Genomic DNA, 19932 nt, shown 5'->3' on the forward strand with positions numbered 1-19932 from the left:
CGACCGGCGGAGGAGCTGGACCACCGGCGCTCCACCGTCGCGCTCAGGAGGGTGGTTGGCATCGCCTGGCGGGCGGCTCGTGGGCTACTCCCGGGGGGGGGNTCGGCGCCGGATCTTGCGCTGCCCTGTGTCGCGAATCAGGTTGTGTCCCAACAGGTTTCGTAGCCGGTGGGCTGTCAGACCCGGCCGGTAGGTTCGGTGGCATGGATCGGGGGATGACGTTCGAACAGCGCCGCACGGCTGTCCAGGACGCGTGCGCCGCGCTGACCGGGATCGAGGCCGAGCTGTGGTCCGCCGACGGTGTCGGGCTGGGCGAGTTCGCGGGCTTGCTCGACCAGCTGACCGTCCGCGCCGACGCGGCCCGGGTCGACGTGCTCCGCGAGGCCACCGAGCGGGGTGAGACCGGGGCGGGCCGGTCCGGCGGGTCCGCGTGGCTGCTGGACCACTGCCCGGCCCTGCGGGCGGGCGGGTCCGCCCGGGTCGTCCGGGTCGCGGAGGCCGCCACCGATGACCGGTATGCCGCCCTCGTGGCGGCGGTGCGCGACGCGCGGGTGCCGCTGGTGACCGCGGTCGTGGTGGTCGAGGAGTTCGACCGGCTCGCCCCGCGGCTGGCCCCCGGGGCGCACGGCCCGGTGATGGGCGGGCTGGTCGAGGTGGCGTCGTGGGGTCGGCCCAAGGACGTCCGCGGGCTGCGGGAACGGCTGGTCGCCAAGCACGGCGCGGTCGGGGAGCTGCAGGGCGAGCACGACCGGGCGGGGGAGCGGCGGTCGTTGTCGCAGCCGTTCGCCGACGGGGCCGGGCTGTTCGAGTACACGATGGTCGTCGACACCGAAGCCAAGACCGTGATCGAGGCCGCCGTCCAAGGATTGTCCGCGCCCCGCCCCGCTGGTGGGGAGCCGGACCGGCGCCCGTCCGGGCAACGCCGGATGGATGCCCTGCTCGAGGTCGTCCGCCGCGGCGTCGCGTCCGCCGACGGGGTCGCCACCACCGACAAGGCGCAGCTGTTCGTGACCGTCACCCTCGAGGACCTGACCGCCCGCACCCACGCCGCCACCGTGGTCGGGTCCGGTGAGGCCGGGACCCTGCTGCCGCCGCAGACCGCCCGCAAGATCGCCTGCGACGCCGGGATCCTCCCGGTCGTGCTCAGCAAGGCCGGGCAGGTCCTGGACCTCGGCCGACGGTTCCGGCTCTTCACCTCCGCCCAGGCCCGGGCCTTGTGGTTACGCGACCGCGGCTGCACCTTCCCCGACTGTTCGGTCCCCGCGACCTGGTGCGACGCACACCNTTGTGCGGGCGACACCACACCATCGTCCACAAGAAGGGCTACCACGCCCAGCTCACCCACGACGGGGTGCACTGGGACCTGACCCCCGGCGCCTACGACCACTGGCTCACCCACGGCACCGACCTCGACTCGAGCGCAGTGCGAGCGCTGGCACGGGCGCCGGCGCGCGGCGTAGGGGCGGCGTGATTGGCCCATTCGGCGGATTCGGAGACCACCCGCGGCCGGTCACACTTGCGCCCATGACACGAGGGGGACCGCTGGGCTACCGGCCGGCACTCGACGGGCTGCGCGGCGTCGCAGTCCTGCTCGTCCTCGCCCAGCACGCGGGCCTCCCGTACTTCTCGCAGGGTGGCACCGTCGGGGTGACCCTGTTCTTCGTCCTGTCGGGCTTCCTGATCACCTCGATCCTCCGTGCCGAGCACGACGCGACCGGTCGGATCGACCTCCGCGGCTTCTACCTGCGGCGCGCGCGGCGCCTGCTCCCCGCGCTGGCGCTGCTCCTCATCGGCGTGAGTGCCTACCTCCTGGTGTCGCACCAGTCGCTGCTGGACGTCGTGCTGGCGGCGGGCTACGCCTCGAACATCGCGGGCGCCGCCGGTCACAACCTGGGCAACCTCGTGCACACCTGGACGCTCTCGCTGGAGGAGCAGTTCTACCTCCTCTGGCCGCTCCTGCTCCCGGTGGTGGCGCGACGCCGGCGACCTGCCGTGATCCTGGCTGCCGTGGCCGCACTGGTCGTCTCCTGGCGCGTGCTCCTGTCGTCGAGTGGGGCCCCGGTCGAGCGGATCTACTTCGGACCGGACACTCGCGCCGATGCCATCGTGCTCGGCTGCGCCCTGGCGTTCGCCCTCGCGAGCGCCCCCGTGGGCCGCCTGAGACTGGCTGCGGCGGGGAGCGCGGTGCTGGTGGCGGTCCTGTGTGCGGCGCGACCGGTGTCCGCCCTCGCCTGGCTGCTGCCCCTCGTCACGGTCGCCTCCGTGGTGCTGGTCGCGTACGCCGCACGCAGCACCTCGCGACTGCTCACCTGGCGACCCCTCGTGGCGACCGGGCGGATCAGCTACGGGCTCTACCTGTGGAGCTTCCCGGTGGCCCTGAGCGTGGCGTCGCGGGACCTGCCGCTGTGGGTCAGCGCCACCACGATCACGGCCGTCAGCGTGGCCCTGGCGCTGGCCTCCTGGTTCGTCGTGGAGACGCCGTTCCTGCGTCACCAGGCGAAGGGTGCGGCAGAGGCCGACGAGGTCCCTGCACTGCCGGTGGGGCTCCCCGCCCACTGAGGAAGAGCCGATGGCCCGGGCTGGCATGATCGACGGCGACCGGACCGACGGCGACATCACCGACGGCGACATGACCGACGGCGACTCGGGCGAGGGGGCGACATGAACGACGTGACGATCGTCGGTGCCGGGCCGACCGGCCTGATGCTGGCCGGAGAGCTGGCGCTGGCCGGCGTGCCGGTCCTCGTCCTCGAGCGTCGCCCGACCCCTGAGCTGGTGGGCACCCGCGCCCGAGGCTTCCACTCGCGGACGATCGAGGTCTTCGACCAGCGCGGCATCGCCGACCGTTTCCTCGCCGAGGGCCAGACCTTCCAGGCGATGAGCTTCGCCGGCATCCCGCTGGACGTGGCCAGCCTCCCCACGCGCCATCCCTACACGCTCGGCCTGTCGCAAGGTCACGTCGAGGACATCCTGCGCGGCTGGATCGACGAGCTCGGGGTCCCGATCAGCTTCGGCGTGGAGGTCACCGGACTCCGCCAGGACGACAACGGGGTCGACGTCCTCCTCGCGGACGGCACCCGGCGGCGGACCGGCTACCTCGTCGGTACCGACGGCGGTCGCAGCGTCGTCCGCAAGGCGGTGGGCATCGAGCTCGTCGGTGCACGGGCCACCCGCAGCCACCTCATCGCCGAGGCCCAGCTCTCGGAGGAGCCACCCACCGGGATCCGGCACGACGACGTGGGGATCCACGGCATCAACCTCGTCCAGGGCACCACCTTCGGCATGGTCGTGACCGAGCGGGAGCTGGGCGACGCCACCGAGCCCACCCTCGCCGACCTCAGCGCAGCCCTCACCGACGTCTACGGCACGGACTTCGGGATCCACGACCCCGCGTGGATCTCCCGGTTCACCGACGCGGCCCTGCAGGCGGCCGACTACCGGCGCGGGCGGGTGCTGGTCGCGGGGGACGCCGCGCACATCCACCCGCCGACCGGCGGCCAGGGGATCGGGCTGGGTGTGCAGGATGCGGTCAACCTCGGCTGGAAGCTGGCCCAGGTGGCCAAGGGCGACTCACCCGAGGTGCTCCTCGACACCTACGTCGCCGAGCGCCACCCAGCCACGGCTCGCGTCCTGAGCAACGTCGTGACCCAGGCGCTGTTGCAGCGCAGCGACGCGCGCACCGACGCCCTCCGGGCGACGTTCGCCGACGTGCTGCGCTCGGACGAGCCACGCAGCCAGCTCGCCGGCCTCCTGTCCGGACTCGACGTGGCCCACGACCTCGGCGAGGGACACCCCTTGCTGGGACGACGCATGCCCGACCTCGACCTGGTCACCGCCGACGGCCCCCGCAGCGTCTTCGAGCTGCTCCACGACGCCCGCCCCCTCCTGCTCGACCTCGGCGAGCCGGGCAGCCTCGAGACCGCCCGGCTGGCGGACCGGGTCAAGCGGGTGGACGCCGAGAGCCCCGGCCCCTGGGTGCTGCCCGTCGTCGGGGCCGTCACGGCGCCGACGGCAGTCCTGGTCCGACCCGACGGCCACGTGGCGTGGGTGGGCGAGGGGACGGCAGCCGGGCTCGACGAGGCCCTCACGACCTGGTTCGGCACACCCGCCGGCTGAGCGCAGCCAGGCGACGGGGCTGCGCGCGGTCAGGTGGCGTCGGTCGCCCGGTAGACCCGGATGCAGGTCGGTCCGACCTCGACCGGACCCGGGGGCGTCGGGTCGCCGGGCGGTCCCGGGCGCTCGTCGGTCGAGTCCCACAACAGCTGGTATGCCGTGAGGCCGGGAACGGCTGGCAGCGTCACCTTCCCGGGGTCGGAGGAGCCGTGCAGCACGACCAGCACGGAGGCGTGGCCCACCCAGGCGCCGTTGAGCAGCATCTGCAGGGTGCGGGTCGACGGGTCCTCCCACCGGCCGTTCTCCATCGGCTCGCCCTCGATGTCGAACCACGCGAGGTCGGTCGAGCCGTCCTCGTGCACCTCGCGACCGGTGAAGAAGGTGCGCTGGCGCAGGACCGGGTGGTCGGCCCGCAGCCGGGTGAGGAACCGCGTCGTCGCGAGCAGGTCCTGCTGCCACGGCTCGAGCCCCCACGAGAACCACGACGTCGGGTTGTCCTGGCAGTACGGGTTGTTGTTGCCGCTCTGGCTGCGGCCGAACTCGTCGCCCGCGTTGAGCATCGGCACCCCCGTGGCGAGCAGGGTGGAGCCCAGCAGGTTGCGCACCGATCGCCGCCGCACCTCCTCGACCTCGGGATCCGCGAGGCCGGTGTCCGGGCCCTCGACGCCGTGGTTCCAGGAGCGGTTGTTGTCGCTGCCGTCGCGGTTGCCCTCGCCGTTGGGCCCGTTGTGCTTGGAGTTGTAGCGGGTCAGGTCGCTGGTGGTGAAGCCGTCGTGGGCGGCGACGAAGTTCACCGACGCGACCGGTCCGCGGTCGCGAGACCCGAACAGGTCCTGCGACCCGGCCATCCGGGTGGCCAGCTCGCGCACCCCGTGGCCCTGGTGGTGACCGGCGGCCTGGGCCTTGAGGTCGTCGAGCCAGAAGGTGCGCACCGAGTCGCGGAACCGGTCGTTCCACTCGGCGAACGGGGGCGGGAACTGACCCGTCCGCCAGCCGTGGATGCCGACGTCCCAGGGCTCGGCGATGAGCTTGACCCGGGACAGCACGGGGTCGGTGCGCAGGGCGACGAGGAAGGGGTGGTTGGGGTCGTAGTCGTCGTTCTGGCCACGCCCGAGCGCGACGGCGAGGTCGAAGCGGAAGCCGTCGACGTGGCACTCGTTGACCCAGTACCGCAGGGAGTCGAGCACCATCTTGCAGACCATCGCGTGCCGCAGGTCGAGGGTGTTGCCGCAGCCGGTGACGTCGATGTCCTGGCCGCGTTCGTCGAGCCGGTAGTAGGCCCGGTTGTCCAGGCCCCGCCACGACAACGAGGCGCCGACGCGTCCGGACTGCTCGGCGGTGTGGTTGTAGACGACGTCGAGGAGCACCTCGATGCCCTCGGCGTGGAGCAGCCGCACCATGCCCTTGAACTCCTCGAGCGCGCCCTGCGGGTCGGTCGTGGAGGCGTACCTCGCGTGGTGGGCGAAGAAGCCGAGGGTGTTGTAGCCCCAGTGGTTGGTCAGGCCGCGCTGCACCACCTCGGGCTCGGACGTGAAGGCCTGCACGGGGAGCAGCTCGACCGCGGTGACGCCCAGGGCCTTCAGGTGGGCGATGACCGACGGGTGGCACAGACCGGCATACGTGCCTCGGAGGTGCTCGGGCACCTCGGGGTGCTGCATCGTGAGGCTGCGCACGTGGGCCTCGTAGATGACGGTCTCGGCCAGCGGGGTGTGCGGCGGCGCGTCGCCGCCCCAGTCGAAGCCCCCGTCGACCACCACGCACCGCGGCACCGACCCCGCGCTGTCGGTGGGGCTGCGCACGAGGTCGTCGCCCTTGAGCCGCTCGTCGACCCGGTGGGCGAACACCTCGGGGGTCCAGGCGACGTCACCCTCGATGGCGCGGGCGTAGGGGTCGAGCAGCAGCTTGGCCGGGTTGTAGCGCAGGCCCTCGGCGGGGCGCCACGGCCCGTCGGCCCGCAGGGCGTAGCGCTGGCCCGGACCCACCCCCGGGAGGAAGCCGAACCAGATGCCGTGGGTGCGCTCGGTGAGGGGCAGCCGACGCTCCGAGCTGCCGTCCAGGTCGTCCGCGTCGTAGAGGCAGACCTCCACCGAATCGGCGTGACCTGCATAGACGGCGAACTCGGCACCGCCCTCGACGAGCGTCATGCCGAGGGTGGGAGGAAGGTCACGCAGGCGCGTGGCGGGCGACATGGCCCTCAGCCTAGGCAGTGGTTACGGTTGGGCACATGACGGATCCGACTTCGCTGCCCAACTTCCCCCCGCCCGCGAACGAACACCCCCTGCGCGGACGGGTCCTGGACGCCCTGATCGACCAGTCACTGGCGCCCAACGTGGACAACGACGGCGACGTCGCCTTCACGGTGCAGGACCAGCAGCTGTTCGTGCGCTGCACCGAGGGCGACTTCCAGATCATGCGCGTCTTCGGACAGTGGGCGATCAGCGACGCGGTCCCGAGCGACCCGCTGACCCGCCTGGCCACCTGCAACGAGATCACCCTGCAGATGAACGTCGTGAAGGCCGGGCTGGCCAACGACACCCTGGTCGTGACGAGCGAGCACATCGTCGACCAGAACAGCGACGTCCCGGCCCTGGTCAACGTCTCCATCCAGCTCGTCCTCGCGGGTGTGCAGATGTGGCACGAGCGGATCATGGGCGGCGGCGAGGACACCGGTCCCGGCGCGGGCCAGCCCGCGCCCGGGGGAGGCCCGGCATGAGCGACGGCACCCCCACGGACGTGGTCTCGCTCGAGGTCGAGGGTGGGATCGCCACGATCCGGCTCAACCGCCCGCCGATGAACGCCCTCAACGCCGAGGTCCAGTCCGCCCTGTCGGCGGCGGCGATCGAGGCCGGCCAGCGACGCGACGTCGCCGGGGTCGTCCTCTACGGCGGCGAGAAGGTCTTCGCCGCCGGTGCCGACATCAAGGAGATGGAGGGAATGTCCTACACGGACATGGCCGACCACTCCGGTGCCCTCCAGGACTTCACCCGCACGCTGGCCCGCATCCCCAAGCCGACCGTGGCCGCCATCACCGGCTACGCGCTCGGCGGTGGCTGCGAGGTCGCCCTGGCCTGCGACTTCCGGGTTGCGGCCAAGAACGCCAAGCTCGGCCAGCCCGAGATCCTGCTCGGCATCATCCCCGGCGCCGGCGGCACCCAGCGGCTGGCTCGTCTGGTGGGCCCGGCCAAGGCCAAGGACATCGTGTTCTCCGGACGGTTCGTCTCCGCGGACGAGGCGCTCGCGATCGGGCTCGTCGACGAGGTGGTCGAGGCCGAGGACGTGTATGCCGCCGCGAAGGCGCGACTCGCGCCGTACGTCGGCGGTCCCGCCTACGCGATCCGCGCTGCCAAGGAAGCCATCGACCGGGGCCTGGAGACCGACCTCGAGACCGGGCTGGAGATCGAGCGGATGCTGTTCAGCGGCCTGTTCGCCACCAAGGACCGGGAGATCGGCATGCGGTCGTTCGTCGAGAACGGTCCGGGCAAGGCGAAGTTCGAGGGCGCCTGACCCATGTCGTCCACGCCGACGAGCGCGGCCGGCCCGGTGCGCGCGGCCACCGCCGAGCAGGTCTCCGCCGCCTACGCCGACAACAAGCTGGCCCAGGTGCTTTACCACGACTGGGAAGCGCAGACCTACGACGACAAGTGGTCGATCTCGTTCGACGAGCGCTGTGTCGACTACGCCCGCGACCGGTTCCACGCCATCACCGGCACGCCTGACCCGCTCCCGTACGGGACGGCCCTCGAGCTGGGCGCCGGCACCGGGTTCTTCTCGCTCAACCTCAAGCAGGCCGGGATCCTCGACGAGGTGCACGTCACCGACCTGTCGCCCGGGATGGTCGAGGCCGCCAAGGCGAACGCCGAGGCGCTGGGCTTCACGGTGCAGGGCAGGGTCGCCGATGCCGAGCGAATTCCCTACGACGACAACACCTTCGAGGTCGTCGTCGGTCATGCCGTGATCCACCACATCCCCGACGTCGAGGCGGCGTTCCGCGAGGTCCTGCGGGTGCTGAAGCCCGGCGGCCGGTTCGTCGTCGCGGGGGAGCCCACCAGGGTGGGCGACTGGTACGCCCGCAGGCTCGGCCGGGTGACCTGGCAGGCGACCACGGCCGTCACCCGGCTCCCGGCGCTGCGCGACAGGTGGGCCAAGGACCAGGAGGAGCTCGACGAGTCGTCGCGCGCCGCGGCCCTGGAGGCCGTCGTCGACCTGCACACCTTCGACCCGGACGAGCTGGCCCGGACGGCGCTGCGCGCGGGTGCCGTCGGCGTCCGCACCCAGACCGAGGAGCTCACCGCGGCGTTCCTGGGATGGCCGATCCGCACGTTCGAGGCAGCCGTCAAGCCCGGTGCGCTCGGCTGGGGCTGGGCGATGTTCGCCTACGGCTCGTGGAAGCGGCTGTCGGCCGTCGACCGCGTGCTGGCCAAGGCGGTGCCGGCCCGGCTCTTCTACAACGTCGGCATCACCGGCGTGAAGCCCGGCTGACCGAACCCCACCGAGACGAGCCACCCGTGACCTCTGCAGCCAATGCGGACATGTCGCCGGCCGACCACGGCGAGCGCGGTCCCTCCGGCCTGCCCCGGCCGCTGGCGTGGGTCCGCTGGGTGGTCTGGGCGACGACCAACCGGGCCTTCACCCGGCACCACCTGCTGAGCTACCTGCGGATGGCGCGGGCGAGTGCGCGGTACCCGTCGCTGCGGTTCGAGGGGCCCTGCTTCATCGGCCCGGACGTGCGGTTCGAGGTCAGGGAAGGCTACGGCCGGCTCGTGGTCGGCGCGTACACCCACTTCGGTGCGCACGCCCGCGTCCGCGCCCACGAGGGCACGCTGCGGATCGGTGCCAAGTCGGTCATCGGGATCCGGAACACCATCAACTGCTGGATCGACATCTCGATCGGGCAGGCGTGCCTGTTCGGGGACGACGTCTACATCTGCGACTTCGACCACGTGACGACCTCGCTGGAGGTGCCGATCAAGGACCAGGGCATCGTCAAGACGCCGGTGCGCATCGGTGACGACGTCTGGCTCGGCACCAAGGTCGTCGTCACGCGCGGCACCGACCTCGGCGACCAGAGCGTGGTCGCGGCCTCGGCCGTCGCCCGCGGTGACTACCCGCCGCGGTCGGTCGTGGCCGGCATACCGGGGCGGGTCGTCAAGACCCGCGAGTGAGCGGCTGACGCGCGCCCGCGCCACCGCCCTGTCACGTGCGCGACGCCCTGCTCGGGAGTCACCCGAGGCGGGCGTCCAGGGCGGGAAATGCGTTGTCCTGCACGCCCTGTCGCCTGGCCTCGTCGAGCGCCTGGTCGCGGCGGCCGTCCTCGATGAGCTGGGCGAGGAGGTGGAAGTCGCGACGGTGCTCCTCGGCCCGGCGTCGGGCGTAGTCGACCGACTGCCCACGCGTGACGAGGAAGGCCCAGTCGCTCGACAGCGCGTGCCACAAGGTCTGCAGCAGCTGGTCGAGGTCGGGTCGGCGGGTGTCGAGGCGACCGGCGGCGCGCTCGCGGCCGAGCACGTCGAGCCAGCGCCGTTGCAGCCACTCGTTCTCGTGCGCGATCTGGCGCACCGCCGGGCCGTCCCACACCGAGTAGTCCTTGCCCGCGCCCCACGAGCCCGGAGCCAGGTCGAGGTCGCCGGCGACGTGACCCAGGGCGATCGCCTTCTCGACGGTGGTCACCGTGACCCCCGCGCGCCGCAGGGCACGGATCGCCTTGCCGAGGAACGCCGGCCCCTCGTGCCACCAGTGCCCGAAGAGCTCGGTGTCGTAGGCCGCGACGACCAGTCCCGGCTCGCCGCGCACCTCGTGCGCGTGCAGCAGCTGGTCGCGGACGGCGTCGACGAAGTGCGCCACGTCGTGGTCCACCTGGCCGCGAGCCTCGTCGGGGTCGTAGGGCCGTTTGCGCCCCACGTCCACATCGGGCTCGGTGATCGCCCACAACCGGATGCCGGTGAACTCCTCGCGGGCGTGGAAGTCGCGGTAGGCGGGTGAGGCGGGGTAGCCGCTGCGCGAGGACCAGATGAGGTTGGTGACCTCGAGGTTGCGGGGCACGGCCACCACGTCGGTCCCGGCCACCCGCCACGCGGCATGCGGGTGGCCGCCGGAGTCGCGCACCGTCTGCTCGTCGACGACGAAGTGGCCGACGCCGGCGTCGGTGAACGCCTGCGCGAGCGACGGGTGCCACCCGCACTCGGGTGACCAGATGCCGCGGGGCCGTTCGCCGAGTCGCCACGCGCTGTCGGCCAGGCCCGCCTGCTGCGCGAGCGCCGCCAGCTCCGGCATCAGCAGGGGAAGGAACGGGTGGGCGCTCGGGCCGCCCAGCAGCTCGACCACGCCCTGGTCGCGCAGCCCCCGCAGGACCGGCGACCCGCCGGCACTCCAGCGCGACCCGAGCAGGCGTGCGGCACCGGTGGCACCGGCATACTCCCGCTCGGCGGTCGACCGGCGGTGCGGGTCGGGGTCGAACCCCATCTCACGGGCCCGCAGGCCCCACAGCCCCGCCCACGTCGCGGCGTCCCGGCGCATCCGGGGGTCGTCGAGCTGGGCGGCGAGCACGGGGGTGACCCCGAGGGTCAGCACGTCACGATGGCCTTCGGCCGCCAGCGAGTCCAGCTCCGCGACCAGGGGCAGGTAGGACTCCACCCAGGCCTGGAAGAGCCACTCCTCGCCGAGCGGCCACACGCCGTGTCCCGGGAGCCAGGGCAGGTGGGAGTGCAGGACGAGGCAGAAGGCGCCCGGCACGGGTGGAGTCACAAGCCACCAGTCTGCCGCACTGCCCGGGGCATCGGAGGGGTCAGGCAGGTGGCTGGACCAGGCGGGCGAGCTTCTTCGGGGCCATCAGGCAGTAGCTGTCGGACAGCAGCTCGGCGACCTCGTCCCAGTCGGTGTCGTCGTCGAGCACCATGCCGATGACGTGGGGGCTCCAGTCCGGCTTGTAGAACGGCAGCCCCGAGTGGACCAGGGCGTCGAGCTCCGCGCCGGAGGAGCGGAACGTGATGACGTCGGCCGGACTGCGCAGTCGCGCGGCCAGCCCGAAGACCGAGCCGCCGCGCGGGTCGACGTGGGCGAGGTGGGCGAAGGTGCGCTGGCGGATCCGCCACCGCACGCCGATCCAGGCGTCCTGCTCGTGGGTCTCGGGCAGCGCGAGGCAGATCGCGGCGACCCGGGCCACCAGGGCCGGGTCGAGATCGTCGTCGACGTCTCCCACGGCCGCGACCCTAGTCCCGCGCACCGACAGGCGCAGGCCCGTGCAGCCCAGCCGCCAGCCAAATCCGGTTGCCCCCTCGTCGGGCCCATGACACGGTGCGGGCATGTCCTCCACCCTGGTGGCCGTCGACTTCGACGCGCACCGTCCTGCCGAGCTGGCCCGCTTCTGGGGATCGGTGCTGGACCGACCGGTGGAGGAGCGTGCCGGCGGCTTGCTCCTGGCAGGGGACCAGACCCAGGTGGGTCTGCGGTTCGTGGCCAGCCCCAGCGAGAAGACCGGCCCCAACCGGATCCACCTCCACCTCACGAGCACCGACGAGGGCGACATGGAGCGGGTCGTGGCTGAGGCGATCGGCCTCGGGGCCAGCCACCTCGACGTCGGCCAGCTGCCGGAGGAGGGGCATGTCGTCCTGGCCGACCCCGAGGGCAACGAGCTCTGTGTCATCCCGCCGGACAGCTCGTTCCTCGCGGGCTGCGGCTTCCTCGGCGAGCTGGCCTGCGACGGGACCCGCGACGTGGGCGTCTTCTGGAGCGAGGTGCTCGGCTGGCCGCTGGTCTGGGACCAGGACGAGGAGACCGCCATCCAGTCGCCCGCGGGTGGGACGAAGCTCGCCTGGGGAGGTCCGCCACTGGCCCCCAAGCCCACCACGAACCGCCAGCGCCTGCTGCTGGCCACCACGGACGACCACGAGTCGGAGGTCGACCGCCTCCTGTCACTGGGGGCGACGCGGGTGGGCGACTGGGACCTGGCGGGCCGGGAGGGCGGCGGCACGACCCTGGCCGACCCCGACGGCAACGAGCTGCGCCTCCTGCCGTGATCGCGGCTCCTGGCGGCAGACCGCAACCCGGGGCGCCCCTGCGCGTGCCCGCGGGTCCCGGCCTGCGCCACGGCCTGGTCATCGACGCCGGCGAGCTGGTCGAGCGGTTCTCCCGCTCGTCCGGGCCCGGTGGTCAGGGCGTCAACACGACGGACAGCCGGGTCGAGCTCGACTTCGACCCGTCGGTGTCCCGAGCGGTCGCGGCCCTGCCCGACGCTACCCGCGAGCGCCTGCTGGAGCGGTTGGCGCCGAAGCTCGTCGGCGGCCGGCTGCTCGTCGTGGCGTCGGAGCACCGGTCCCAGCGCCAGAACCGCGTGGTCGCGCGGCAGCGCCTCGTGATGATGCTGCGCGAGGCGGCCGCCCCCGACCCGCCGACCCGTCGGCCGACCCGGCCGACCAAGGGCTCGCAGCGGCGCCGGGTCGACGCCAAGAAGCGTCGCGGTCAGCTCAAGTCCGGCCGGCGCACCGTCGACGACGGCTGACCGCGCCCCGTCGCGGAGGCTAGGGCAGCCGCACCACGGCGAACAGGTCGAGGCTCGCGTCCTGTGGGTCGCCGAGCACGAAGTCCTGCGCCGTCACCGACTCCACGGTCGCGCGCAGGTCGTCGTCCCACGCCCCGGGGTCCCGGTCCTGCTGGGCGGCGACGACCGAGCCCCGCGCCGACTCCCAGAGCTCCAGCCGCTCACCGTGGCCGAGCCCGACCACCTCGACCGCAGCGCCGGGCAGCCAGCGGCGCACCTCGTCGCCGAGCTCCGCCGCGTCGTACTCGCGGCAGTGGTAGACGTTCGACGGCTTCTCCCGGCGACCCAGCCCGGGGGAGAAGGTGAGCCGGTTCGGGGTGGAGACGACCAGCACCCCTCCGTCGCGGGTGACCCGGGCCAGCTCGCGCACGTAGTGGCCGGGCGTCCAGATGTGCTCGAGCACCTGGAGCGAGACCGCCACGTCGACGGCGCCGGCGGCCAGGGGGAGCGCCGTCAGCGCACCCCGCAGGTATGCCGCCCGCTCACCCCCGTGGGTCCGCCCGGCGTGGGCGGTGGTCGCCGCGTCGTAGTCCACGCCGACCACGCGCACTCCCGGCCAGGCGGCGTCGAGGAGGCCCGCGGCATACCCCTCGCCGCAGCCGGCGTCGAGCACGACGGCGGGGATCGACGGCACCCAGCCGGGCACGGCGGCATACCCGGCCTCGTGGCGTCGGAACCAGTAGTTCTCGGAGGCCACCCCGGGCACGGTTCGCTCGCCGGTGATCGTCAGCGGTGTGGCCACCATCACCTCTCTCGGCTGGTCGAGCGGGCCCCGTGGTGAGCGTCACGCGGTGGTGGCGTGTCGATTCCGGGCACGGGCTGTAAGGATGGCACCTGACCCAATCGTCGATCACCACGGTCGATCCCAGTAGCCATTCCAAGAAGGGGACGATCAGCACATGAACATCGTCGTCTGCGTGAAGTACGTGCCGGACGCACAGTCCGACCGCACGTTCAACGAGTCCGACAACACCACCGACCGGGTGGGCGTCGACGGACTGCTGTCCGAGCTCGACGAGTACGCCGTCGAGGAGGCCCTGAAGCTGGTGGAAGCCGGCGAGGGCGAGGTGACCGTGGTCACCGTCGGCCCCGACCAGGCCGCCGACGCGCTGAAGAAGGCGTTGCAGATGGGCGCCGACAAGGCGGTCCACGTCAAGGACGACGCGATCCACGGCTCCGACGCCGTGGCCACCTCGCTGGTCCTGGCCGAGGCCGTGAAGAAGACCGGCACGCCCGACCTCGTGATCACCGGCATGGCCTCCACCGACGGCACGATGAGCGTCGTCCCGGCGATGCTCGCCGAGCGCCTCGGGCTGCCGCAGGTGACCTTCGCCTCCGAGCTGTCCGTCGACGGTTCGACCGTGACGATCCGCCGCGACGGTGACGCCGCGTCGGAGACCATCGTCGCCACGCTGCCCGCGCTGGTGTCGGTCACCGACCAGATCAACGAGCCGCGCTACCCCTCGTTCAAGGGGATCATGGCCGCGAAGAAGAAGCCGGTCGAGGAGTGGGCGTTGGCCGACCTCGGCATCGACGCCTCGCAGGTCGGCCTCGACGCCGCCTGGACCAAGGTCGAGTCGTTCACCAAGCGCCCCCCGCGCGAGCAGGGCCAGATCGTCACCGACGACGGCGACGGCGGCACCAAGCTCGCGGAGTTCCTGACCGCGCAGAAGTTCGTCTGAGCTCGGTCCGGCCACCAAAGACATAGGGAGAGAGACCGCAAATGGCTGAAGTACTTGTCCTGGTCGACCACGCGAACGGCACCGTCCGCAAGACCACCTCGGAGCTGCTGACCATCGCCCGCCGCCTCGGCGAGCCCAGTGCCGTCTTCGTCGGCGACGGGTTCGACGCCGCGAAGGAGACGCTGGCCAGGTTCGGCGCGGAGAAGGTCTACCGCGTGGAGGACGCCGACGTGACCGACTACCTGGTGGCCCCGCAGGCCGAGCTGCTCGCGCAGCTGGTCGAGAAGACCTCCGCCGCCGCGGTGCTCATCCCGAGCAACTCGGCCGGCAAGGAGATCGCGGCCCGCCTGGCGATCAAGACCGACTCCGGTCTGATCACCGACGCCGTCGACGTGCAGGCCGGGGACGGTGGCGGGGTCACCACGACCCAGTCCGTGTTCGCCGGGTCCTACAGCGTCAAGGCCACCGTCACCAAGGGCACCCCGATCATCACGGTCAAGCCCAACTCGGCGACGCCCGAGGAGGCAGCCGGTGCGGCCGCCGACGAGGTCTTCGAGCCGACCATCTCCGACGCCGCCAAGGGCGCCAAGGTGACCGAGTCCAAGCCCAAGGAGGCCACCGGCCGTCCCGAGCTCACCGAGGCCGCGATCGTGGTCTCCGGTGGTCGCGGCACCGGCGGCGACTTCTCGCCCGTCGAGACCTTCGCCGACTCCCTCGGTGCGGCGGTCGGCGCCTCGCGCGCCGCCGTCGACGCCGGCTGGTACCCGCACACCTCGCAGGTCGGCCAGACCGGCAAGCAGGTGTCGCCGCAGCTCTACGTCGCGTGCGGCATCTCCGGCGCCATCCAGCACCGTGCCGGCATGCAGACGTCCAAGACGATCATCGCGATCAACAAGGACGAGGAGGCCCCGATCTTCGAGCTCGTCGACTTCGGTGTCGTGGGTGACCTCTTCACGGTCCTCCCGCAGGCCACCGAGGCAGTCAACGCAGCCAAGGGCTGACCGCTCCGGCCGGCGCTCGCGCGTCGGCCACCCGGCATACCGACGAAGCGCCCCGGACCATCTGTGGTCCGGGGCGCTTCGCGTCTCGTGCCAAGGCGAACGCCCCGGACAGGGGGTCCGGGGCGTTCGCGCCGCCTGCCTGCGGGGTTGGGTCGCGTGGCGGCGGTGTCGGCGTCTTCGGAACCCCCCTCACGGGACTCCGAAGACGCCGCGCTGTTGCGCTGGGCTGTCAGCGAACAGCGTTGGCGGCGGCGACGACGTCGACCAGGCCGTGGCCCTTGTCGAAGCTCGTCGTGCCGTTGGTGCCCGACTCGTACGGGGCACCGTCCGTGTACTTGTAGGCCGTGGACTCCAGGGCCGCCTCGATCTGCGCCGGGGTGGCTGCGGGGTTGGCCTGGAACAGCTGCGCGACGATGCCCGAGATGTGCGGGGTGGCCATCGAGGTGCCGCTGATCGTGTTGTAGTCGCCGCCCTCCTGCGGGTCGAGCCCCGTGGAGCAGATCGGCAGGTAGATCCGGCACGAGCTGGTGATGTCCTCACCCGGCGCCGAGATGTCCGGGTAGGTCGACTTGTCGCCGGCCTTGCCGCGGCTGGAGAAGTCGGAGACGGTGCCGTCACGGGTGCCGGTGTTCTGGTCGAAGAACGAGGCGACCGAGAGGATGCCGGGGGTCGGGTCCTTGCCGGGCGGGTTGGACAGGTCCTCGGAGCCGTCGCCGCCGTCGTTGCCGTTGGCCCAGACGCTCACCACGCCTTCCTTGACCAGCTCACGCTGGATCTTGACCGTGGCCGAGTTCGGGTCGAACGCGCCACCGCCGGTGGGTCCGTAGCTGTTCGACGTCACCTTGATCGGCGGGCAGGTGGCCGCGGAGACCCCTGCGCCACAGGGAGCGTTGTGGTTCTCGAGCACCCAGTTGAGCGCCGCGTCGGCCCCGATGATGAACAGGACCGCACCCGTGCTGATGCTCACGAGGCTCGCGCCCGGTGCGGCACCGTGCATCTTCGTGCCGTCCGCGAGGGTGACGTCGCGACCGGCGACGATGCCGTTGACGTGCATGCCGTGACCGCCACCCGAGACCAGGTCGGTGTCGAGCGAGCCGGCGTCGACCGGGGCACAGGTGCTCTCGGTCAGGGGCTCGCAGACCATCTTGAGGTTCTTGACGACGGCGCTGGTGCCGTCGGCGTTCTGGAGGAACGGGTGGGTCGGGTCGACGCCGGAGTCGATCACGGCGACCGAGACACCCTTGCCGTCGAGGGCCGTGCCGTTCGCGCCGGTGAGGGTGTTGCGCGCCTCGTCGCCGCGGGTCGCCTTGTTGGAGGTCGACAGCAGCATCTCGATGGGCCGGTTGCCCTCGACGTAGGTGACGCCCGGCTGCGCACGCACCGCCTGCACCTGGGCGGGCAGGCCGGTTGCCACGACCACGCCGACCTTGTCGAACGAGGTCACCTTGCGCAGGCCGACGGCCTGGACCGCCTTGGTGGCCGAGGCCAGGTCGGTGCCGTGCACGAGGACGGTGGTCGGGGTCGCGGCCTTGAGCACGCCCAGCTGGGACGCCAGCCAGGGCTGGACCGGCGCGAGGCCCGTGCCCTTCGACGCGAGGCCTGAGGACAGCAGACCCGCGGACGCGGGCGTGGCGAGGGCCACGGCGGCGAGGGCCGCCGTGGCGGCCGTCGCGACGACGGTCCGGGTTCTCTTCACGGTGTGCATGGGTTTCCCTTCGGCGCTGGCCAGCGTGACTGACCAGCTACGGCGATGGTCGGTATGCCGTGTGCAACGAAGGTGCGCCCGGGCGGTTACGTGCAGGTAGGTAAAGGGACGGTCAGGAATCAGCGCCTCCGGAGCGTGGGGTGCTCACTCGACGTAGCCGATGCCCTCGCCGGACCCCGACGCGGACTCGCGCGGAAGGTTGAGCGGTTGACGCGTAAACTTTCGCCAGTGACCGCCTACCTCGACCATGCCGCCACCACGCCGATGCTGCCATCGGCCATCGCGGCGATGGCCGACCAGCTGGCCACCACCGGCAACGCGTCGTCCCTGCACACCTCGGGCCGGATGGCGCGCCGCGTCGTGGAGGAGTCGCGCGAGCGGCTGGCGAAGGCCCTGGGCGCCCGTCCGTCGGAGGTCGTCTTCACGTCCGGTGGCACCGAGTCGGACAACCTGGCGGTGGCCGGGACGTTCGAGGCCCGCCGCGAGTCCGACCCCGCCCGCATCCGCATCGTCTGCAGCTCCATCGAGCACCACGCCGTCCTCGACTGCGTGGAGCACCTGGTCTCCCACGAGGGCGCGAAGGTCACCTGGGTCGACCCCGACCCGGCCGGCTTCATCACCACCGGGGCCGTGCGCGCAGCCATCGAGCAGGACCCCGACTCCGTCGCGCTCGTCACGGTGATGTGGGCGAACAACGAGGTGGGCACGGTCCAACCGGTGGCCGACCTCGCCGCGCTGGCCCACGAGTTCGGCGTGCCGTTCCACACCGACGCCGTCCAGGCGGCTGGGCACCTCCCGGTCGACTTCACCGCCTCCGGGGCCGACCTGATGACGGTCACCGGCCACAAGGTCGGCGGTCCCCTCGGGGTGGGCGCGCTGCTGGTGCGTCGTGACGCAGTGGTGGTGCCGCAGAGCTTCGGCGGGGGACAGGAGCGGCAGATCCGCAGCGGCACCCTCGACGTCCCGGCCATCCGAGCCTTCGCGGTGGCCATGGAGGAGTCGGTGCAGACCGTCCCCACGGAGGCCCCGCGACTCGTGGCTCTGCGCGACCGGCTGGTCCGCGAGGCGATGGCGCTGGGCTACGACGTGACCGTGACCGGCGCCTGGGAGGCCGGCGACGGCATACACCGCCTGCCGGGCAACGCCCACCTGCTCGTCCCCGGCTGCGAGGGTGACTCGCTGCTCTACCTCCTCGACGCCGCAGGCGTGGAGTGCTCCACGGGCTCGGCCTGCCAGGCCGGCGTGCCGCAGCCGTCGCACGTGTTGCTGGCGATGGGGATCCCCGAGGAGTCCGCCAAGGGTGCCCTGCGCCTGACGCTCGGCCACACCTCGACGGACGCCGACGTGGACGCGGTGCTTGCGGCGCTGCCCGCCGCCATCGACCGGGCGCGTCGGGCCAGCGGGTGGGCCGGCTGATGCGGGTCGTCGCCGCGATGTCCGGCGGCGTCGACTCCGCCGTCGCGGCGGGACGCATGCTCGACGCCGGGCACGAGGTCGTGGGCGTGCACCTCGCGCTGTCACAGAGTGCTGCCACCCTGCGGGAGTCCGCCCGTGGCTGCTGCACCATCGAGGACGCGGGCGACGCCCGGCGGGTCGCCGACGTGCTCGGGATCCCGTTCTACGTCTGGGACATGGCCGCGCGGTTCAAGCGCGACGTCATGGAGGACTTCGTCGCCGAGTACTCCGCAGGGCGGACCCCCAACCCGTGCCTGCGCTGCAACGAGAAGATCAAGTTCTCGGCGCTGCTCGACAAGGCGCTCGCGCTCGGCTTCGACGCGGTGGCCACTGGCCACTACGCGCAGGTCCTCGAGCGGCCCGACGGCGGGCGCGAGCTGCACCGCGCGGTCGACATGGCCAAGGACCAGTCCTACGTGCTCGGGGTCCTCGACGCCGACCAGCTGGCCCGCGCGTTCTTCCCCCTCGGCGACACCACCAAGCCGGACATCCGGGCGGAGGCCAAGGAGCGCGGCTTCTACGTCGCGAGCAAGCCCGACTCCCACGACATCTGCTTCATCGCCGACGGCGACACCCGCGGGTGGCTCACGTCGCGGCTGGGGGAGCAGCCCGGCGAGATCGTCGACGCGGAGTCTGGTGAGGTGGTCGGGTCGCACCAGGGCGCCTACGCCTACACCGTCGGGCAGCGGCGGGGTCTGGGTCTCGACCGGTCTGCGCTCGACGGTGACCCGCGCTACGTCGTGCAGGTCGACGCCGCCGCCAACCGTGTGCTGATCGGCACGTCAGACCTGTTGGGGGTCAACGCGATTCGCGGTGACCACGCGCGTTGGTGCGGACCGCCGCCCGAGGGTGTGGTCGAGGTCGGGGCGCAGGTGCGAGCGCACGGCGAGGAGGTGCCGGCCCAGGCCTGGGCAGACGGTGACGATGTCGAGGTGCGGCTCTCCGGCCGGCTCCGCGGGGTCGCGCCGGGACAGTCCGTGGTCCTCTATGAGGGGACGCGCGTGGTGGGATCGGCCACCATCGCGTCGACCTGGCTGGAGCGCTAGGTCGTATGCCGCGCCGCGAGATCCGGGCCGGGTCGCCGCTCGCGCGGGTGCGGTCGCTGTGCCTGGCCTTCCCGGGGACCGAGCAGCGGGAGTCGCACGGTGAGCCCTGCTGGTTCGCGGGTGGGAAGAAGACCTTCGTGATGGCCGCGCAGGAGCACCACGACGACCGGACGGCCATCTGGGTCGCCGCTCCCGACGGGGTGCAGACGGCCCTGGTCGCCGCTGAGCCCGAGCGCTACTTCCGTCCCCCGTACGTCGGGCACCGAGGCTGGGTGGGGGTCTACCTCGACGTCGACGACATCGACTGGCCGCACGTCGAGGAGCTGGTCGAGGACGGCTGGCGCGGCGTGGCGCCGAAGCGGCTGCTGGCGGCGTTCGACGCCACCTGAGCGACGCT

19 protein-coding genes are annotated in these 19932 nt (G+C 72.3%); 14 read left to right on the top strand and 5 right to left on the bottom strand.

Features of this window, described 5'->3' with window-relative positions; all coding sequences use genetic code 11:
- Positions 1-215: 215 nt before the first annotated feature.
- From ASG95_RS22330 to ASG95_RS06585, 3 genes are all read left to right on the top strand, one after another.
- Positions 216-1284, top strand: a 1069-nt coding sequence (locus tag ASG95_RS22330) for a DUF222 domain-containing protein (RefSeq protein ID WP_369820359.1), incomplete at its 3' end; no start/stop codon positions are given.
- 240 nt (positions 1285-1524) lie between these two features.
- A complete protein-coding gene (locus tag ASG95_RS06580) occupies positions 1525-2559 on the top strand; it encodes an acyltransferase (protein ID WP_057376943.1) in 1035 nt (344 codons plus the stop codon).
- A 102-nt stretch (positions 2560-2661) separates the two neighbouring features.
- Positions 2662-4116 (top strand): FAD-dependent monooxygenase, encoded by a 1455-nt coding sequence (locus ASG95_RS06585; protein WP_057376944.1) that lies wholly within the window; start codon positions 2662-2664, stop codon positions 4114-4116.
- Positions 4117-4145: 29 nt separating this feature from the next.
- On the opposite strand, the gene glgX is transcribed toward ASG95_RS06585, so the two are convergent.
- Entirely contained in the window at positions 4146-6302 is a 2157-nt protein-coding gene (gene glgX / locus ASG95_RS06590; RefSeq protein ID WP_057376945.1) for a glycogen debranching protein GlgX, read from the bottom strand.
- A gap of 35 nt (positions 6303-6337) precedes the next feature.
- On the opposite strand from glgX, the gene ASG95_RS06595 reads away from it, so the two are divergent.
- Genes ASG95_RS06595 through ASG95_RS06610 form a run of 4 tightly spaced genes read left to right on the top strand, consistent with a single transcriptional unit; the run spans position 6338 to position 9275 of the window.
- Positions 6338-6826, top strand: a complete 489-nt coding sequence (locus ASG95_RS06595) for a hypothetical protein (protein ID WP_056922757.1) — start codon at positions 6338-6340, stop codon at positions 6824-6826.
- Positions 6823-7617, top strand: a complete 795-nt coding sequence (locus ASG95_RS06600) for an enoyl-CoA hydratase/isomerase family protein (RefSeq protein ID WP_057376946.1) — start codon at positions 6823-6825, stop codon at positions 7615-7617. The genes ASG95_RS06595 and ASG95_RS06600 overlap by 4 nt, the downstream gene beginning before the upstream one ends.
- A 3-nt stretch (positions 7618-7620) precedes the next feature.
- Positions 7621-8592, top strand: coding sequence for a class I SAM-dependent methyltransferase (locus ASG95_RS06605; RefSeq protein ID WP_057376947.1), 972 nt, complete (start codon positions 7621-7623; stop codon positions 8590-8592).
- Between the two features lie 26 nt (positions 8593-8618).
- Positions 8619-9275: an acyltransferase gene (locus ASG95_RS06610; RefSeq protein ID WP_235543517.1), complete on the top strand. Its 657-nt coding sequence runs from the start codon at positions 8619-8621 to the stop codon at positions 9273-9275.
- A 58-nt stretch (positions 9276-9333) separates the two neighbouring features.
- Here ASG95_RS06610 and ASG95_RS06615 read toward each other — a convergent pair whose 3' ends face one another.
- Positions 9334-10854 carry a 1,4-alpha-glucan branching protein domain-containing protein gene (locus tag ASG95_RS06615; protein ID WP_200961881.1) on the bottom strand — a complete coding sequence of 507 codons (1521 nt, stop codon included), beginning with the start codon at positions 10852-10854 and terminating at the stop codon, positions 9334-9336.
- A 40-nt stretch (positions 10855-10894) separates the two neighbouring features.
- Positions 10895-11308 (bottom strand): MmcQ/YjbR family DNA-binding protein, encoded by a 414-nt coding sequence (locus ASG95_RS06620; RefSeq protein ID WP_235543519.1) that lies wholly within the window; start codon positions 11306-11308, stop codon positions 10895-10897.
- A 103-nt stretch (positions 11309-11411) separates the two neighbouring features.
- Between ASG95_RS06620 and ASG95_RS06625 the strand changes: the two genes are divergently transcribed.
- Together ASG95_RS06625 and arfB are read left to right on the top strand one after the other, a co-directional pair.
- On the top strand, positions 11412-12125 hold the full coding sequence (locus ASG95_RS06625) for a VOC family protein (protein WP_057376950.1): 714 nt from the start codon (positions 11412-11414) through the stop codon (positions 12123-12125).
- A gap of 38 nt (positions 12126-12163) precedes the next feature.
- Positions 12164-12607: an alternative ribosome rescue aminoacyl-tRNA hydrolase ArfB gene (arfB, locus tag ASG95_RS06630; RefSeq protein WP_057378772.1), complete on the top strand. Its 444-nt coding sequence runs from the start codon at positions 12164-12166 to the stop codon at positions 12605-12607.
- Positions 12608-12626: 19 nt separating this feature from the next.
- On the opposite strand, the gene ASG95_RS06635 is transcribed toward arfB, so the two are convergent.
- Positions 12627-13388: a bifunctional 2-polyprenyl-6-hydroxyphenol methylase/3-demethylubiquinol 3-O-methyltransferase UbiG gene (locus ASG95_RS06635; RefSeq protein WP_200961882.1), complete on the bottom strand. Its 762-nt coding sequence runs from the start codon at positions 13386-13388 to the stop codon at positions 12627-12629.
- Positions 13389-13545: 157 nt separating this feature from the next.
- On the opposite strand from ASG95_RS06635, the gene ASG95_RS06640 reads away from it, so the two are divergent.
- Positions 13546-14328 carry an electron transfer flavoprotein subunit beta/FixA family protein gene (locus ASG95_RS06640; RefSeq protein WP_057376952.1) on the top strand — a complete coding sequence of 261 codons (783 nt, stop codon included), beginning with the start codon at positions 13546-13548 and terminating at the stop codon, positions 14326-14328.
- A 41-nt stretch (positions 14329-14369) separates the two neighbouring features.
- On the top strand, positions 14370-15329 hold the full coding sequence (locus ASG95_RS06645; protein WP_057376953.1) for an electron transfer flavoprotein subunit alpha/FixB family protein: 960 nt from the start codon (positions 14370-14372) through the stop codon (positions 15327-15329).
- A 229-nt stretch (positions 15330-15558) separates the two neighbouring features.
- Here ASG95_RS06645 and ASG95_RS06650 read toward each other — a convergent pair whose 3' ends face one another.
- Positions 15559-17034 (bottom strand): S8 family serine peptidase, encoded by a 1476-nt coding sequence (locus tag ASG95_RS06650; protein WP_057376954.1) that lies wholly within the window; start codon positions 17032-17034, stop codon positions 15559-15561.
- A 228-nt stretch (positions 17035-17262) separates the two neighbouring features.
- Here ASG95_RS06650 and ASG95_RS06655 point away from each other — a divergent pair, with 228 nt between their 5' ends.
- From ASG95_RS06655 to ASG95_RS06665, 3 genes are read left to right on the top strand one after another with little or no spacing between them, the layout of a single operon-like run.
- Positions 17263-18450 (top strand): cysteine desulfurase family protein, encoded by a 1188-nt coding sequence (locus ASG95_RS06655; protein WP_200961883.1) that lies wholly within the window; start codon positions 17263-17265, stop codon positions 18448-18450.
- Entirely contained in the window at positions 18450-19535 is a 1086-nt protein-coding gene (gene mnmA, locus ASG95_RS06660; RefSeq protein ID WP_057378774.1) for a tRNA 2-thiouridine(34) synthase MnmA, read from the top strand. Before ASG95_RS06655 ends, mnmA begins: the two co-directional genes overlap by 1 nt.
- A gap of 5 nt (positions 19536-19540) precedes the next feature.
- The gene (locus tag ASG95_RS06665) at positions 19541-19924 is read left to right on the top strand and encodes an MmcQ/YjbR family DNA-binding protein (RefSeq protein WP_057376955.1); all 384 of its coding nucleotides are present in this window, start codon (positions 19541-19543) and stop codon (positions 19922-19924) included.
- Positions 19925-19932 lie beyond the last annotated feature (8 nt).

Source organism: Phycicoccus sp. Soil803, assembly GCF_001429685.1.
Lineage (GTDB): Bacteria > Actinomycetota > Actinomycetes > Actinomycetales > Dermatophilaceae > Pedococcus.